Source organism: Streptomyces sp. NPDC053427 (genome assembly GCF_044544985.1).
Classification (GTDB): domain Bacteria; phylum Actinomycetota; class Actinomycetes; order Streptomycetales; family Streptomycetaceae; genus Streptomyces.
Genome location: NZ_JBITYA010000001.1, coordinates 475,312 through 492,994, shown reverse-complemented (window position 1 = coordinate 492,994; position 17,683 = coordinate 475,312). Strand labels below are relative to the sequence as shown.

At 70.6% G+C, this 17,683-nt stretch carries 10 protein-coding genes and 2 pseudogenes; 10 read left to right on the top strand and 2 right to left on the bottom strand.

Annotated elements, in window-relative coordinates:
* Window positions 1-2 precede the first annotated feature (2 nt).
* Window positions 3-197: a hypothetical protein gene (locus ACIGWZ_RS01710; RefSeq protein WP_400059699.1), complete on the bottom strand. Its 195-nt coding sequence runs from the start codon at window positions 195-197 to the stop codon at window positions 3-5.
* On the opposite strand from ACIGWZ_RS01710, the pseudogene ACIGWZ_RS01705 reads away from it, so the two are divergent.
* Window positions 169-325: pseudogene (locus ACIGWZ_RS01705) on the top strand (IS5/IS1182 family transposase); the annotation flags it as partial. The gene ACIGWZ_RS01710 and the pseudogene ACIGWZ_RS01705 overlap by 29 nt on opposite strands.
* A 121-nt stretch (window positions 326-446) precedes the next feature.
* Window positions 447-1,444, top strand: a pseudogene (locus ACIGWZ_RS01700) (NAD(P)H-dependent flavin oxidoreductase).
* Window positions 1,445-1,879: 435 nt separating this feature from the next.
* On the opposite strand, the gene ACIGWZ_RS01695 reads toward ACIGWZ_RS01700, so the two are convergent.
* Entirely contained in the window at window positions 1,880-2,179 is a 300-nt protein-coding gene (locus ACIGWZ_RS01695) for a winged helix-turn-helix transcriptional regulator (RefSeq protein WP_400059697.1), read from the bottom strand.
* Window positions 2,180-2,999: 820 nt separating this feature from the next.
* On the opposite strand from ACIGWZ_RS01695, the gene ACIGWZ_RS01690 reads away from it, so the two are divergent.
* From ACIGWZ_RS01690 to ACIGWZ_RS01655, 8 genes are all read left to right on the top strand, one after another.
* The gene (locus tag ACIGWZ_RS01690; protein ID WP_400059695.1) at window positions 3,000-4,409 is read left to right on the top strand and encodes an erythromycin esterase family protein; all 1,410 of its coding nucleotides are present in this window, start codon (window positions 3,000-3,002) and stop codon (window positions 4,407-4,409) included.
* A gap of 545 nt (window positions 4,410-4,954) precedes the next feature.
* Window positions 4,955-6,616, top strand: coding sequence for a GMC oxidoreductase (locus ACIGWZ_RS01685; protein WP_400059693.1), 1,662 nt, complete (start codon window positions 4,955-4,957; stop codon window positions 6,614-6,616).
* A gap of 325 nt (window positions 6,617-6,941) precedes the next feature.
* On the top strand, window positions 6,942-8,330 hold the full coding sequence (locus ACIGWZ_RS01680; RefSeq protein WP_400059691.1) for a glycosyltransferase: 1,389 nt from the start codon (window positions 6,942-6,944) through the stop codon (window positions 8,328-8,330).
* 60 nt (window positions 8,331-8,390) lie between these two features.
* Entirely contained in the window at window positions 8,391-9,449 is a 1,059-nt protein-coding gene (locus ACIGWZ_RS01675; protein ID WP_400059688.1) for a DegT/DnrJ/EryC1/StrS family aminotransferase, read from the top strand.
* A gap of 28 nt (window positions 9,450-9,477) precedes the next feature.
* Entirely contained in the window at window positions 9,478-10,740 is a 1,263-nt protein-coding gene (locus ACIGWZ_RS01670; protein ID WP_400059686.1) for a cytochrome P450, read from the top strand.
* 74 nt (window positions 10,741-10,814) lie between these two features.
* The gene (locus ACIGWZ_RS01665; protein WP_400059684.1) at window positions 10,815-11,006 is read left to right on the top strand and encodes a ferredoxin; all 192 of its coding nucleotides are present in this window, start codon (window positions 10,815-10,817) and stop codon (window positions 11,004-11,006) included.
* Window positions 11,007-11,085: 79 nt separating this feature from the next.
* The gene (locus ACIGWZ_RS01660; RefSeq protein WP_400059682.1) at window positions 11,086-16,320 is read left to right on the top strand and encodes a beta-ketoacyl synthase N-terminal-like domain-containing protein; all 5,235 of its coding nucleotides are present in this window, start codon (window positions 11,086-11,088) and stop codon (window positions 16,318-16,320) included.
* A 181-nt stretch (window positions 16,321-16,501) separates the two neighbouring features.
* On the top strand, window positions 16,502-17,623 hold the full coding sequence (locus tag ACIGWZ_RS01655) for a tyrosine-protein phosphatase (protein WP_400059680.1): 1,122 nt from the start codon (window positions 16,502-16,504) through the stop codon (window positions 17,621-17,623).
* Window positions 17,624-17,683: the final 60 nt, after the last annotated feature.

Genomic DNA, 17,683 nt, shown 5'->3' with positions numbered 1-17,683 from the left:
CGCTACTCGGACAGCGACTTGGCGAAGAGGCCGTAGAGCCGCTTGTACGCATCGTCCTGCGCCGGGTAGAGCACGAGGACGCGGAGGACCAGCTTGCCGCCCTTGGGGACTACGTGGATTCCCTCGGGGGGCGAACCGAGGAGGACGTCCCCGTTGGAGCCGTCGTCGAGGAGCGGATCGAAAATCCACCTGATCACCGACCGCAACGGGCTACTCCTGTCGTTGGGCATCTCCGCCGCGCATCTCCGCCGCCACCACCCACGACAGCCTGGGCCTGCAGCCTCTCGTGCGCAGAGTCCCGCCCATCCGCTCCCGCCGCGGCCCGATGTGACCGTCGCGGTGCTCCTGCGCTCCTGGAGATCCACAGCCCTGGCGTTTCGGTTTCCGCAACACTAAGGTCCGCCAGATGATTTGGAAACCGAAGCGCCCCGCATGAGGAGGACAGCATGGCGATGTTGACCACACCTCTGTGCCGGCAACTGGGCATCGAGGTACCTGTGGTGCAGGCCCCCATCGGGTCCGCGGTCACCACAGAGCTGGTGGCTGCGGTGGCGGACGCGGGAGGACTCGGCACCCTTGCTCTGACGTGGGTCACCGCCGAGGAGGCGGTGCAACAGGTCCGGGAGGTCCGGCGGATGACGTCGAGACCCTTCGCCGTGAACCTGGTGCTCGACTTCCCGGTCGATGAGCTCCTTGACGCCTGCCTGGCGGAGAGCGTGCCGGTCATCTCGACGTTCTGGGGTGATCCCTCGGCCGTCGCCGAACGCGCACACTCGGCCGGTGCCCTTCACCTCCACACGGTCGGTTCCGTCTCCGAGGCCGAACGCGCCGTTGCCGCCGGCGTCGACGTGATCGTGGCCCAGGGGTGTGAGGCAGGCGGCCACGTACGCGGGGAGGTCACCACGATGACGCTCGTGCCCGCGGTCGTGGACGCTGTGCACCCGGTGCCCGTCATCGCGGCCGGCGGCATTGCCGATGGGCGCGGGGTCGCCGCCGCACTGGCTCTCGGGGCCAGGCCGGATGGCTGGGCACTCGATTCCTGACGGCATCAGAGGCGGCCACGCACGAGGTCTACCGTCAAGCCGTGATCCAGGCGGCGCCGCAGGACGCGGTGCACACGCGGTGCTTCGACGGCGGCTGGCCCAACGCCCCGCATCGAGCGTTGCGCAACTCCACGCTCCGCGCCTGGGAGGCCGCGGATCGCCCAACCGTGCCGAACCGCCCCGGCGAAGGCGCCGTGGTGGCCCGGAGCGCCGACGGACGGGCCTGGTCACGTTACGACGACATGGTCCCCGTGCCCGGCATGTCGGGCGATGTGGAGGCTCTCGCCCTCTACGCGGGCCAGAGCGCCGGGCTCGTCCACGACATCGCCCCGGCGGGCCGCATCGTGGCGGACATCGCCGCGGATGCCGAGGCCCTCATGAGGCGGACGCGGACCCCCTGACACTGTCGGCTCCCCGGAGTACGGCTCGCGCCGCAGGCGCGGATCCGGGGCGGTGAAAGCCTCGACAGGGGCGCGCCCAAAACAGGGGCCGGCCGTCCCGTCCGAAGAGGCCCTCGCTCAGCCGCGCGATCGCAGCACCCTCGTGGCTTCCGCGACGGTCTCCACCTCCACGTCGATGAGTGTGTCGCGGTCCTCGGCGGCCATGCCTGCGCGCAGCCCCGCGGCCACGCTCCAGCGCGTGGCGATGTCGTCGTGCGAGCCGTCCTCCGCAAGCGCCAGGGTGACGGCATGGCGAGCCGCTGTTACGGAGAAGTCCCTTGTTTCCTCTGTCTTCCTCGCTTCTGCTCGGATGCCAGGGGTCGCTGAGGGCGAAGGAACCCAGCCCGCCGAACAGCGGAGCTTTCGTCTGCCGGGGGAGTTTGCCGGTTTGGCCGGTTACGGCGTCTCCCCCATGGGGCCGGGCGTCTTGAGGTCGGCGGCCCAGCATTCCGCCCAACCGTGCAGGCCGGCGAGCGTGTCGCACGCCTCTTTGCCGAGTGCTGTCAGGCAGTAGCTGTCATCGGTGCCGCGCTCCACCAGTCGCGCTTCCAGCAGTTCGAGCAGCCGCTGCCGCAGCACGCTCGATGACATGCCGTCACACCGCTGCTGCAACGCCCGGAAGCCCACAGGCTGATCGCGCAGTTCCCACAGGATCCGCAAGGCCCAGCGTCGGCCGAAGAGGTCGAGTGCCGCCATGAGCGGGCGTCCCGTGCTGGAGTCGCGGACGGGGCTACCTGGTCTGGGGGTTGAGGGCATCGCTCAGTGGTTCCTCTCCACGCAGGCTGGTGCTTCGTTTTCAGAAACACTATGCTCCCTCCGGCGATTTGAAAATCGAAGCACTGGGGCAGTTCGTGCCCGCACGGAAAATGTCGCCGCAAGCGCCATACCCGCCGGAGACTGCAGAACTGCTGCGCCGGATGACGGCGCCCGTCGACGAGAACCAAGTCGAGGTGGATACGTGACAGCGTCCTGCCTCGGCGCCGCGGCGATGTGCGTCACCGTCGTCGTCGCACTCACGCTTCGGCAAACGTCCGACTCGACCACGACCGGATTGCGGAGCAACGTCAACTCTGGCGCCGGCCGCTGAATGGCCGGGCTGTGCCCCAGGCCGCAACGAGCCGGTCGGGGAGGCGAAGAAGCACCCGTCCCACCTCCCCGTCGACGAGGTCCGGCGAGTGCGCCGAACTCTCCTGACCTGGGAAGACGCTCCAGGCGGCAATCCTGGAACGACCAGAAACGCCCGATTGCCCCTTCGGTGCACCCACGAACCTCAGACGGCCTGAACCCCAGGACTGCCGATGCCGGGTGGTCCGGCCCCCACGTCCATCACGCCCGGCTTCCGTGCCGCTACCTGCCCAGGGAGCACGAACGGTGGGGTGCGGGGGTTAACCCCCGGCTCAGCACCAAGGGTGTCCCCCGGAGGAATTCGGTGGGGCACCCCAGCGCGGTCTGCGCCACAGCACACGAAGATCACTTCATCGGCTCGGGGAGCCGCCGCACGCAAGGAGTGATCAGAATGCACGGGTACAGGAGAACGACCGGCCGGCGAGGGTTGCTCGCACTCACGGGAGTGCTCGCCGCCACGGCGCTGGCCGCCCCCGTGGCTGCCGCGGCACCGACCGTGCCGGCAGGCTCGACCGCACCCGCTGGGTCCGCTGCATCGACCGCGTCCGCCGACTCCGGCGCAGCGAACCGGGAACCGGCCCTCGTACGGTCCCTGGAACGGGCCGCTCACCCGCTGCGCTCCACTGAGCCCGGCGGCCGAACCGCAGACCTGCGGGCGCTGGGCGCCATGGTCGGGGACGCGAAGGTGGTGGGGCTGGGCGAGGCCACGCACGGTTCGCACGAGTTCTTCGCCATGAAGGAACGCGTGTTCCGGCACCTTGTCGAGGAGCGCGGCTTCACCACCTTCGCCCTGGAGATGAGCTGGTCGGCAGGGCTCAGGATCGACGAGTACCTCCAGGGCGGTCCCGGCGACCCGCGGCGGATCGCGCAGGAGACACTGGCCGGATCCCCCTGGGAGCGCGAGGAGTTCGTCAGCCTGATCGGCTGGATGCGCGAGCACAACCGCCGCCACCCCGACCACCGGGTCCACTTCATGGGGGACGACGTCGCGGGGCCGAAGCTCGGCGACCACATCTTCGAGCGCGTGCTGTCGTCCGTCGGCAAGACCCGGCCGCAGGCGCTGCCCCGGCTCACCGAGCTGTACGCCGGGCTGCGCCCCTTCGACGACATCTTCGCCTACCTGCGCAAGCCGCTCGCGGAGCGCAAGGAGAACGCCGCACGTGCCCAGGAGGCACTCGACCTGGTCGCCGAGCACGATCAGGCCGGCGGCAACGACTACGCGTGGACGGTGCAGCACGCCCGGAACATCGCGCAGACCTTCGCCTTCGCCACCATCGACCTCGCCGACCCGGCCTCGGTCACCGCCGCCGAGCACCTGCGCGACCAGGCCATGGCCGACAACGTGCTGTGGTGGCAGCGCCACACCGGCCACAAGATGCTGCTGTCGGCGCACAACGGCCATGTCGGGTACCTCTCCACCCATCCGGACATGTACCCGCGGACCCAGGGCGCCGTGCTGCGCGACCGTCTGGGCCGTGACTACGCCGCGATCGGCTTCAGCTTCGCCGGCGGCTCCTTCCTCACCAAGGACGCCTCCCTGGACGGGGACTGGAAGCCGGTCACCGTCCCGGCGGCGCGCCCCGGCATGAACGAGAACATCCTGGACCGGGTCGGGTACCGGGACTTCTACCTCGACCTGCGGACCGCACCCGCGGCGGCCCGCGCCTGGCTCGGCCGTGCCCGGCCGGTCTACGACGCCGGCTCGACCTTCACCCCCGACCCCCTGCCCACCCTCGCCCTCGGCCGGGCCTACGACATCCTCATCCACCTCCACCACGTCCGGGCGGCCGACAAACTCTGAACCGCACCCGCGCCCGGCAGCGGGGAGTGGAGGGAACGGCCGGATCAGGACGATCTTGCGGGGTCGGGTCGGCCCGGATGACCATAGGGACAGCCATAGGGACGGCCATAGGGACGGCCATCGCGTGATCATCGGAGGCTGTGCGGACTCCTGACGATCGTGCGGTGGCTTCGGGCCGTAGCGTAGGCCCTGCCCACTGGCGGGCCGTGTGCGGCCCGGCCATGGCCCGGGTCGCGGGCCGGTTCCGACGAGCGGAACCCCGGGCCACCGCCCGTGCACCGCCCGTGCACATCTCCTCGGACTGCCGTCGGGCGTCGAGCGGTAGGGCGTCGAGCGGTAGGGCGTCGCATTGTAGGCGGTCAGCGGCGGTCAACGGCCGTTGAACCTCTGCCATTTCCCGCAGTCTTTCGTGCTGAGGATGGGAGAACGCGGCGGCTCGGGCCGATGACAGCCCGCGATTCCCACCGGGACGGCCCCGCGGAACAACCCCGCGGAACAGCCCTGCGGGGAAAAGTCCTGTTCGCGAAGGTCGGGGTACTATCAGCGTGTTCGAGAACCAGCAGAACCAGCATCTGTCGCGGCGCCGTCTGCTCGGACTGGCGGCGCTCAGTGGCGCCGCCGTCGCCGGAATGACCACGATTTCCGCCGCCCCGCGCGCCTCGGCCGCCGAAAAGCGGGGTCCGCAGGCCGACAGCGGCTCGTTCGTACCGGCCGTGGTGATCGGTACGGGATACGGCGCCGCGGTATCCGCGCTGCGGCTCGGCGAGGCCGGGATTCCGACGCTCATGCTCGAAATGGGCCAGTTGTGGAACAAGCCCGCGGACGACGGCAACGTCTTCTGCGGAATGCTCAAGCCCGACCGCCGGTCGAGCTGGTTCAAGTCGCGCACCGAGGCCCCGCTGGGCTCGTTCCTGTGGCTGGATGTGATCAACCGGGACATCACCCCGTACGCGGGAGTGCTGGACAAGGTGCACTTCGACCAGATGTCGGTGTACGTGGGGCGGGGTGTCGGCGGCGGCTCGCTGGTCAACGGCGGCATGGCCGTCGTACCGAAGCGCGCGTACTTCGAGGAGGTGCTGCCGCAGGTGGACGCCTCGCAGATGTACGAGCGGTACTTCCCGCGCGCCAACTCCATGCTCAAGGTCAACCACATCGACCAGGGCTGGTTCGAGAAGACGGAGTGGTACAAGTTCGCGCGGGTCTCGCGCGAACAGGCGGGCAAGGCGGGCCTGAGCACCACCTTCGTCCCCAACGTCTACGACTTCGACCACATGCGACGCGAGGAGGCCGGTGAGGTGCCCAAGTCCGCGCTGGCGGGCGAGGTCATCTACGGCAACAACCACGGCAAGCAGAGCCTGGACAAGACCTACTTGGCCGCCGCGCTCGGCACCGGCAAGGTCACCATCGAGACCCTGCACCAGGTCAAAGCGATCCGTCAGCAGCCGGACGGCAGCTATGTGCTGTCCGTGGACCAGATGGACGCCGACGGCAAGACCGTCGCCCACAAGGAGATCGCCTGTCGCCATCTGTTCCTCGGCGCCGGCAGTCTCGGCTCCACCGAGCTGCTGGTGCGCGCCCGGGACACCGGTACGCTGCCGGAGCTCAACTCCGAGGTCGGCGCGGGCTGGGGCCCCAACGGCAACATCATGACCGGCCGGGCCAACCACGTCTGGAACACCACCGGTGCCCACCAGTCGTCGATTCCCGCCCTGGGCATCGACGACTGGAACAACCCCGCCGCCCCGGTCTTCGCGGAGATCGCGCCGATGCCGGCCGGCCTGGAGACCTGGGTCAGCCTCTATCTGGCGATCACCAAGAACCCCGAGCGCGGCACCTTCGTCTACGACAAGGCCAGCGACCGGGCCGTGCTGCGCTGGACCCGGGACCAGAACACGCCCTCGGTCGACGCCGCGAGGTCGCTCTTCGACCGGATCAACAAGGCCAACACGACGATGTACCGCTACGACTTGTTCGGGCCGCAGCTGAAGAACTTCTCCGACGACTTCTGCTACCACCCGCTCGGCGGCTGCGTGCTGGGCAAGGCCACCGATGGGTACGGCCGGGTCGCCGGCTACCGCAACCTCTATGTCACGGACGGCGCGCTCGTTCCGGGATCCATCGGGGTCAACCCCTTCGTGACCATCACGGCCCTGGCCGAGCGAAACATCGAGCGGATCATCGCGGAGGACGTCAAGACCGCGTCCTGAACGCTCCGCCGGAATTGCGGCCCGTTCGCTGCGGGTCGTCCGCGGCCGCCGTGCGGTTCCCCGTGCCCTTTACGGGGCGCGGTACCGCAGCGGGCCGATGTGCCGCCGCATGGCAGGAGTTCGTCACCCGCCATGCGGCGTTGGTTCGTCACCCGCCATGCGGCGTTCGCGGTGGCGGAGGTCCGGCGTTCGCTCCCGCTCCGAAATACCGGCCGGGGTCTACGGATTTTCCGGTGGACGGCGTGAGATCAAAGGGGGGTGCGGCCAGTCGATCCGCACGAGGGGGTGCTCGCCGAACCCCGCCTGTCCTCGCGAAAGGGAATCCATGGAATCCGCCCGACGGCCGATCCTCTTCGTCAGTCTTCCGGAGAGCGGGCTGGCCAATCCACTGCTCGTGCTCGCCGAAGAGCTCTCCCGCCAGAATGTGCCGGATATCTGGTTCGCCACCGATGAGCCCCGGCGCGAGGATGTGAAGCGCATATCGGTCGGGTCCGAGGTGGAGTTCGCCTCGCTGGGTGAGGTGGTCACCGAGTTGTCGGCGGTGACGTGGGACGACGCGGTCTATCGCGAGATCACTCAGTCCTCGCGTTTCAAGGCGCATCGCGCGGTGATCCGGCAGTCCTACAAGCCCGGACGGCACGAGGAGAAATTCCGTAAACTGGCGGCCGTCGTCGACGAGGTGCGGCCGGCGCTGATGGTCATCGACTGCATCAGTGCTTTCGGGATCGAGTTGGCGATTTCTCGGAAGATTCCCTTCGTGCTGAGTGTGCCGTTCGTGCCGAGCAACGTGCTGACGGCATTCACGCCTTTCGCCAAGGGCTACACCCCGCGGGACTACCCCGTGCCGCACACGGGGCTGCCGCGCCCGATGACGTTCGCCCAGCGCATGAGCAATGCACTCTTCAAATGGCGGACGCTGGCGATGTTCTGCACGCCCGAGATGGGCAAGGTGGTCGCGGAGGACAACCGGCGGCGCAAGGCGCACGGGCTCGGGCCGCTCAGTCCGATGGCGCGGATCGAGCACGCCGATCTGGTGCTGTGCAATTCGATCGCCGAGCTGGACTACCCCTTCGACATTCCGGAGAAGGTGCGGCTGGTCGGTGCGATGGTGCCGCCCTTGCCGGAATCCCAGCAGGACGACTCTCTCTCGCAGTGGCTGGATGAACAGTCCTCGGTCGTCTATGCGGGGTTCGGGACGATCACCCGGCTCACCCGGAACCAGGTCGATTCCATGGTGGAGGTCACCCGTCGGCTCGAGGGGCGGCACCAGGTGCTGTGGAAACTGCCGTCGGAACAGCAGCATCTGCTGCCGCCGAAGGAGTCGTTGCCGGCGAATCTCCGTATCGAGAGCTGGGTTCCGTCGCAGTTGGACGTTCTGGCGCATCCGAACGTGAAGGTGTTCTTCACCCATGGCGGCGGCAACGGTTTCAACGAGGGCGTGTATTTCGGCAAGCCGCTCGTGGTGCGGCCGCTGTGGGTGGACTGCTACGACCAGGCCGTGCGCGGCCGGGACTTCGGCATCAGTCTGACCCTCGACCGGCCGCGGGACATCGATGTCGACGACGTGCTCGACAAACTCACCCGGGTGCTCGAGACCCCCTCCTTCCATGAGAACGCGCAGCGGCTCGGTGCCCTGCAGCGTGCGGCGGGCGGCCGTGAGACCGCCGCCGCGCTGCTCCTCGGGCATCCGGCCCTGGCCCCGGCCCCGGCGTAAGGCCGCGCGAGCACCCACGTACGTACGAGGACCACGAGAAAGACCAGAAAGAGGCAGCGGATGTCTTTCAAGTACCCGGTGTCCAGGCCCGCTCTGAACGGCAGAGAGCTGGAGTACCTGACCACCACCGTCGAGGACGGCTGGATATCTTCTCAGGGCCCGATGGTCCAGAGGTTCGAGCGTGCCTTCGCCGATTACAACGGGATCGCGCACGGCGTTTCCTGTTCCTCGGGGACGGCGGCGCTCACGCTGGCGCTGCGGGCGCTGGGTATCGGCCCGGGTGACGAGGTCATCGTTCCGGAGTTCACGATGATCGCCTCGGCGTGGGCGGTCACCTATACCGGTGCGACGCCCGTGTTCGTGGACTGCGCGGACGACCTCAATATCGATGTCACCCGAATCGAGGAGAAGATCACGGCGCGCACGAAGGCCGTGATGCCGGTCCACATCTATGGCCGGCGCTGCGACATGGACGCGGTGATGGATATCGCGTACCAGTACAACCTGCGGGTCGTGGAGGACAGCGCCGAGGCCCATGGCATCCGTCCGGTGGGGGACATCGCGTGCTATTCGCTGTTCGCCAACAAGATCATTACCGCGGGTGAGGGCGGCATCTGCCTCACCGACGACCCCAAGCTGGCCGGGCAGTTGGCACATCTGCGGGCCATGGCCTTCACCAAGGACCACAGTTTCCTGCACAAGAAAGTGGCCTACAACTTCCGCATGACGGCCATGCAGGCCGCCGTCGCACTCGGCCAGGTCGAACGGCTCGACGACATCCTCGAGACCCGGCGTGAGATCGAGCGGCGCTATGACGAGGGGCTCGCCGGAATTCCCGGTATCACGCTGATGCCGCCACGGGACGTGCTGTGGATGTACGACCTGCGGGCCGAACGCCGCGAGGAGCTGCGGGAATTCCTCGCCCATGAGTCGATCGAGACCCGGCTGTTCTTCAAGCCGATGTCCCGGCAGCCCATGTATCACCGACCCGACTGGCCCTCGCTCAAGGCGAATGCGTTTGCCGAGGACGGGCTGTATCTGCCCACGCATACCGAACTCACGGCCGCCGACCAGGACTTCGTGACCGACAGGATCCGCGCGTTCTACGACGCCGGCTGACGGACCGTCCGAGAGGGGATACCGACCCATGACGCACACAGGCCCGGCCGCATCGCGAACCTGCCCGGCCTCGGCACAGGAAGTTCCGGCCACGGACGTGACGGACCCGGCCGCACCCGCGGCGGATCCGCTGGTGGTCGAATTTCCACTGCGCGAGCCCGGCGTGCCGTTCCCGCCGCCCCATTACGCCGACTACCGCGACCGACGGGGGCTGGTCCTCTCGCACCTGCCCGACGGCAAGCGGGTGTGGCTGGCCACCCGGCACGAGGACGTCCGCGCCGTACTGACCAACTCCAAGATCAGCTCCAACCCCGAGCACGAGGGATTCCCCAACGTCGGGGAGACCGTGGGAGTGCCCAAGCAGGATCAGATCCCGGGCTGGTTCGTGGGGATGGACTCCCCCGAGCACGACCGGTTCCGCAAGGCCCTCATCCCGGAGTTCACCGTGCGGCGCGTACGCGCGATGCGGCCCGCGATCGAGCGCACGGTGGACAAGCGCCTGGACGAAATGCTGGCCGCGGGCAACACCGCCGACCTCGTTGCCGACTTCGCGCTGCCCATTCCCTCTCTGGTGATCTCCTCGCTGCTCGGAGTGCCGGCCGCCGACCGTGAGTTCTTCGAGTCCCGGACCCGCGTGCTGGTCTCCCTCCGCTCCGCTACCGAGGAGCAGCGCAAGTCCGCCGGCAAGGACCTGCTGCGCTATGTCATCCGGCTGATCGCCATCAAGGAGAAGTGGCCCGGCGACGACCTGGTCAGCCGCCTGCTGGCCAACGGCGCCATCGCTCCCCAGGAGCTGTCGGGCGTGCTGATGCTGCTGCTCATCGCCGGCCACGAGACCACGGCCAACAACATCGCGCTCGGCGTGGTGACGTTGCTGACGCACCCGCAGTGGGTGGGTGACGATCGGGCCGTGGAGGAGACGCTGCGCTTCCACTCCGTCGCCGACCTGGTGTCCCTGCGGGTGGCGGTCGAGGACGTGGAGATCGCCGGGCAGCTCATCAAGGCGGGCGAGGGCATCGTGCCGCTGGTCGCCGCGGCCAACCACGACGAGAACGTCTTCGAGTGCCCCCACACGTTCGACCCGTCCCGGTCCGCCCGCCATCACGTGGCCTTCGGCTACGGCGTGCACCAGTGCCTGGGGCAGAACCTGGTGCGGGTCGAGATGGAGGTGGCCTACCGGAAGCTCTTCGAGCGCATTCCCAACCTCGAACTCGACGTGCCCATCGACGGGTTGGGCATCAAGTACGACGGCGTGCTCTACGGGCTGCACGAGCTTCCGGTCCGCTGGTAACCACCCTTCCCCGCCCGGTGGCGCGTGCCGCCGGTCGCCGGGCGGCCCACATTCACCGCAGGAGAGACATCGACATGCGTATCACCGTTGCCCTCGACCGCTGCGTGGGGGCGGGCCAGTGCGTGCTGAACGCGCCCGCGCTCTTCGACCAGGACGACGACGGACTCGTCACCCTCCTCGCCGAGCCCGGCGCCGACCAGGAGTCCGCGGCCCGGCTGGCGGGCGCCCTGTGTCCGTCGCGGGCGATCACCGTGCACGAAGGCTGAGACCCGACCCGGGCGGGAGCCCGTGTCCGAACCCCGGCCTGTCCCCACCCATGACGAGAGTGCTTGAGATCCGGGAGTGATGGTGCCCGTCCACACAGATGACTACGCGATCCAGCCGCCCACCGACGCGGCGGCTGCACTGGGCGGCTGCACGCTGTCCGGTGTGTTCGAGGCCGCCGTGGAATCCGCTCCCGACGCCGTGGCCGTCGTCGACGGGGACCGCTCGTGGACGTGGGCACAGTGGCGCGCGGACGTCGGCGCGCTGGCCCGCGGTCTGCAGGAGTCGGGCGTCGCGCCCGGCGACGTGGTGGCGGTGCAGCTGCCGAACTGCTGGGAGCTGCAGACCCTGCACCTGGCCGTCGCGGCCGTCGGAGCGGTGCTGCTGCCCGTCCACCAGGACACCGCGGCCTGCGAGGTCCATGCGCTGCTGACCCGGGCGGAACCCGTCCTGCTCGTCCTGTCGGCCTCCGGGAGCGAGACTGCCGCGACGGCCCGTTCGCTCCTGGACCGTGTGCCGTCACTGCGCGACGTGCTGCTGACCGGGGCATCGGAGGAGGGCTGTCAGGAGGCGGGTGCCGGGTCGCTGGACGGGCTGCTGGCGGCCTGGGCGGGCAACGCGCCCCGCCCCGTCGACGTCACACCCGACCTGCCGCTCGTCCTGATCCCCTCGTCCGGGACGACCTCGGCGCGGCCCAAGCTGTGTGTGCACAGCCACGACGGCCTGCTGTCGAACACCGCGGCCGTCACCGCCGAGGCCGCCGATGCCTTCGCCGCCACGGTCCTCATGGCCTGCCCGATGACCCACCTGTTCGGTCTCCAGGCCATGCACGCGGCGCTGTTCGCCGCCTCCCGGCAGGTGCTGCTCACCGGCTGGGATGCGGACCGCTTCCTGGAGCTGGCGCGGGAGCACGACCCCCGCGTCGTCTTCGCGGTACCCACGCAGCTGCGGGATGTCGTCGACAAGCTGGCCGGGACGGACGGGCCGGCGGGCTTCGCGCCGCGCCAGGTGCGTACGGCGGGGGCCGCCGTCGCGCCCGCGCTCGCCGCCCAGGTACGCGCCCTCCTCGACTGCGACCTGGTCGTGGTGTGGGGGATGTCCGAGATCGGTACCGGCACCCGCACCCGGGCCGACGACCCCGAGGGCAGTGTGGGAGGACCGGTCGGCGGCGGGGAGGTGCGGGTCGTCGACGAACACGGCGAGGTGTGCGCGGCGGACGAGACCGGTGAGCTCCAGTACCGGGGGCCGGGGCTGTTCCGCGGCTATTTCCGCGAGCCGGAGCTGACGCGCTCGGCCCTCACCCAGGACGGCTGGCTGCGGACCGGCGATCTCGCGGCCGTCGGCGCGGACGGCGTGGTGGTACTGCACGGCCGGGCGACCGAACTGATCAACACGGGCGGCCGGAAGTTCAGCGCCACCGAGGTGGAGGGGCTGCTCGCGGGTCTCGCGGGCCTGGGCCCGCTGGCCGTGGCCGGCGCACCGGACGACCGGCTCGGGGAGTACCCGTGCCTGGTCGTGACCGACCACGCGGACCGCACGATCGGCCTGACCGAAGTGGCCGCGTTCCTGCGCCGGCTGGGGCTCGCCGACCACAAGATCCCCCTCGAACTGGTCTCCGTGCCCGAGCTCCCCCTCTCCCCCGCCGGGAAGCTCGACCGCCGGGCACTCGATCGGCTGCTCGCCGACCTTGAGGAGGTGTCCGTTCCGGCCCGGCTCGGCGCGATCCCGCCGGACACGGTCGAGGAGGCGCTGGAACTCGTACGCGACTGCGTCGGCCGGGTGCTCGGGAGCGACGGCACGGCCGTCCCCTTCTCCCCCGAGGCCGGCTTCCGTCAGCTCGGCCTCGACTCCATCCAGGCGGTACGGCTGCGGAATCTGCTGCGGGAGGAGACCGGGCTGCCGCTCCCGACCACGCTGGCCTTCGATTCCCCCACCCCGCGGGCCGTCGCGCGCGTACTGGCCGAGCAGGAGGAGCCGTCCCGGGAAGAGCCGGGTCGGGCCTCGGCGGACGGCGCCGACCCGGTGGCGATCATCGGCATGGCCTGCCGGCTGCCGGGCGGAGCCGGCTCCCCCGAGGCCCTGTGGGAGCTGCTCACCGACGGGACCGACGCCATGTCCCCCTTCCCCGAGGACCGCGGCTGGGACCTGGACCGGCTCTTCGACGAGGATCCCGACCGCCCGGGTACCTGCTACGCGCGCGAAGGCGGCTTCCTGCACGACGCGGGCGACTTCGACGCGGGCTTCTTCGGTCTGTCCGATCAGGAGGCGATGGCGACCGATCCGCAGCAGCGGCTGCTCCTGGAGACCGCCTGGGAGGCCTTCGAGCGGGCGGGCATCGCCCCGGAGTCCGTGCAGGGAACCCGTACGGGCGTGTTCGCGGGCGCCATGGACCGCGGCTACGGCGCCACGGTGTCCGCCACGCCCAGCGCGTGGGAGAGCATGCTCATCACCGGGACCGCCGGCAGCGCGATCTCCGGGCGCGTCGCCTACACCTACGGGCTCGAAGGCCCGGCGATCACGGTCGACACCGCCTCCTCGTCCTCCCTCGTCGCCCTGCATCTGGCCTGCCGGTCCCTGCGGTCGGGCGAGACCGACCTGGCGCTGGCCGGCGGCGTCACCGTCATGGCGACCCCGGCGGCCTTCGCGCACTTCTCCCGGCTGCGCGCGCTCTCCCCTGACTCCCGCTCCATGGCGTACGCCGACGCCGCGAACGGCTCCGCGTGGTCGGAGGGCGCGGGGCTGCTGCTCCTGGAGCGGCTGAGCGACGCCCGGCGCAACGGACACCGCGTCCTGGCGCTCGTACGGGGCTCCGCCGTGAATCAGGACGGCGCTTCCAACGGGCTCACCGCGCCGAGTGGGCCCGCACAGCAGCGCGTCATCCGCCAGGCCCTGGCCGACGCCGGGCTGACGCCGCAGGACGTGGACGCCGTGGAAGGGCACGGCACCGGCACTCCTCTCGGCGACCCCATCGAGACCCAGGCCCTGCTGGCCACGTACGGTCAACAGCGTCCCGCTGCACGCCCGTTGTGGCTGGGGTCGGTGAAGTCGAACATCGGGCACACGCAGGCCGCCGCGGGTGTCGTCGGGGTCATCAAGACGGTGCTCGCGCTGCGCCACGGCGTCCTGCCGCGGACGCTGCACGTGGACGCTCCCTCGACCAAGGTGGACTGGTCGGCCGGTTCGGTACGGCTGCTGACCGAGGCCCGGCCCTGGCCACGGGAGAGCGGACTCACCCGCCGGGCGGGGGTGTCCTCGTTCGGGCTCACCGGGACCAACGCGCACGTGATCCTGGAAGAGGCGCCGGGCGGGGAAGGGGAAGGGGAAGAAGAGACAGCGGCCGCACGGAGCGGGTCCGGGGCGGCTCGGGTCCTGGAGCCGGCCGATGACGCGGCCGTGCCCTGGGTGCTGTCCGCCCGGAGCCGGACCGCGCTGCGCGCGCAGGCGCGACGCCTGGCCGAGCACGTGGCCGCCGACCCCGGGCTGCGCGCCCGGGATGTCGCCCATGCCCTGGCCACCACGCGCGCCCTGCACCGGCACCGGGCCGTCGTCACCGGTGCGGACCTGGCCCAACTACTCGCCGCTGCAGCCGAGTTCGGGCGCGGTGAGCGAACGGCCGGCGTCATGCCGCACGACTCCGCGCCGGGCGGCGGGCCGGCCTTCGTCTTCCCGGGGCAGGGTAGCCAGCTCAACGGCATGGGGCGCGAGGCGGCCGAGGCGTTCCCCGTCTTCGGGCAGGCACTGCGCGAGGTGTGCGCCCTGGTGGATCCGCTGCTGGCGCTGCCGCTGACCTCGGTGATGTGGGCGGCTCCCGACTCCGAGGAGGCGGCCCTCCTCGACGACACCACCTACACACAGCCCGCGCTGTTCGCCGTCCAGGTCGCCCTGTACCGGCTGTTCGAGTCCTGGGGCGTGGTCCCCCACCACCTGGTGGGCCACTCGGCCGGCGAGATCGCCGCCGCTCATGTGGCGGGCGTGCTCTCTCTCCAGGACGCGTGCACCCTGGTGGCGGCCCGGGGCCGGCTGATGGGCACGCTGCCGTCCGGCGGCGCGATGGTGGCGGTGCGCATCACGGAGGACGAAGTGACGCCGTGGCTGGCGGAGTTGACGGAAGCGGTGTCGATCGCGGCCGTCAACAGTCCGCACTCCCTCGTACTCTCGGGCGCCGAGGCCCCGCTCATCGCGCTCACGGAGCGGCTCGCCGCCGCCGGCCACAAGACCCGGAGGGTCGCGGTGCGCCTGGCCTCCCACTCGCCGCTGATGGACCCCGTACTGGAGGACTTCCGCGCGGTCGTCCGCACCCTGTCCTACGCCGCGCCCGCCATTCCCCTCATCTCCACCGTCTCCGGCCGCCTGTTGACCGACGAAGAGGCGCGCGACCCGGACTACTGGGTGCGGCACATACGGCAGTCCGTACGCTTCAAGGACGCGATCGGCCGGCTCCGGGACGAGCGCGTCACGGGGTTCCTGGAGCTGGGGGCCGAGCCGGCGCTCACACCGATGATCGACGAGTGTCTGGAGTCGGCCGGCCCGCAGCCCGGGGCCACCATGGTGCCGAGTCTGCGCGCCGGAGTGCCGGAGCGGCACGCCCTGCTCACCGCGGTCGCCCGGCTGCACGCTCATGGCGCTCCCGTCGACTGGGACGCGGTGCTCCCCGGGGCCCGGCCCGTTCCCCTGCCGACGTACGCGTTCCAGCGGCGGCGGTTCTGGCCTGCGGCGGCTCCGGTGGGCTCGGCTGCCGTCGGAGGCGTCGTGGGTGCGCTGGATGCCGTCATGGGCGGAACGCCGGCCGATGAGGAGCCGCCGGGCCTGGCCGCCCGCCTGTCCGGACTCGACGATGCCGAACAGGACGCGCACGTCCTGGCCCTGGTCCTCGCCGAGACCTCGGCCGTGCTCGGCGGCCAGGAGCCGCTCGGCGAGGAGGGCAGCCACACGTTCAAGGAGTTGGGCATCAACTCGGTGAACGCCGTCGAACTGCGCAACCGCCTGATCGCGGCCACCGACCTGCGGCTTCCCGCCACGCTCGTGTACGACTACCCCACGCCGAACGCCGTCGTCCGTCTCGTACGCGAACGGCTCGCGCGGCCGACCGCCGCGGCGCGCGATGTGGACTCCGTCGTGGCCGAGTTGGAGTCCCTGCTCACGGCCGGTGCGGAGGTCTCGCAGGAGACGGTGGCACGGTTGAGGGCGGTGACGGCAGGGCGGGGCGCCGGTACGGGCGCCGGCCCCGGTGAGGAGCTGGACCTGGCGTCCGGGGCTCTTGACCTGGCGTCGGCCAGCGACGAGGAGCTGTTCCAGCTGATGGACACGGAGAGCTGACGGGCAGGGAGAGCTGACAGGCAGGGAGTCGGCGGGCGGGTGCGGGTGTTCTCCGGAGCATCCGCACCCGCCCGTCGGCTGACGGCGGGATTCCCGGCGCGCCCGCCCCCCATCCGAGCGGGCCCGGTCCTCCTCGTCAACTCTAGGCAATTCCATGCCATTTCGGGCGTACGGTCCCGCCATGGACTCCCATTCCGCGGCGGCGGTCCTGGCCGCCCGCCGTTCCGCCATATCGTTCGTGGCCGCCGTATCGGCAGTGGCGGTCACCGTGCCCCACGCCTCGGCCGAGCCCCTCACCGAGCCCGCCGGAGCGATCCGGCGCACGCCACAGGCCTCGCGCGCCGCGCACGGCATTCCGTTCACCGACGCCAGGGTGACCCGGCAGGAGGACGGCTCGTTCGCCGTGTCCTGGAAGGCACCCGGTGTCCGTTCGGTCACCGTCTACGCCGGCGGCAAGGCCGTGGCCTACGGTGGCGCCGCAGCCGACGTCACTGTGCGCGGCCTGCCCGCCGCCGACCGGCAGTGGTTCCGCCTCGTCCCCGACCAGGGCGACCCGCTCACCCTCGCCGACCGCTCGCTGCATCTTGAGGGCGCCGCCAACTTCCGCGACGCCGGCGGCCATCGCACCGGCGACGGCCGGTGGGTGAAGATGGGCGTGCTGTACCGCACCAACGACCTGCACGCGCTCGCCGACGCCGACCTGGCCAAGCTCCAGCGCCTGGACATCCGTACGGACTTCGACCTGCGCACGCCGCGCGAGCGCGCCGAGACCCCGGACCGCGTGCCCGCGGGCGCGCGCTACGTCGCCGCCGGTGTCCTCGGCGGGGCCATCGAGAACGAGCTGCCCGCCACGGCCGAGGCGTCCGAACGGACGATGGTCGAGTCCTACCGGCGGCTCGTCTCCCAACCCTCCGCGAACGCCGCCTACCGTTCGCTGTTCGGTCACGCCAACGACCCCGGCTGCCATGCGCTGGCCTACCACTGCCAGGGCGGCACGGACCGTACCGGCTGGGCCACCGCCGCCCTGCTCACGGCCCTGGGCGTGGACCGCGACACGGTCATGCGGGACTACTTGGCCACCAACGACCACCTCGCCGCGAGCAACGCCGCCACCCTCGCCGAGCAGACCCCCGGGACGGCCGCCCGTCTCAAGCCGACCCTGGAGGCCAGGGCCGAGTATCTGAACGCGTCCTTCGACGAGGTCAAGGCCCGCTTCGGCACCTTCGACGCCTATCTGCGGGACGGGCTGGGCCTGAGCAAACAGGACCTGGAGCGACTGCGGGCGGCACTGCTCGTCGACTGACGGCCTACCGTCGGCCGGCCGACTGTCCAGGCTGTCCGGCTGTCCGGGCGAGACCGAGTG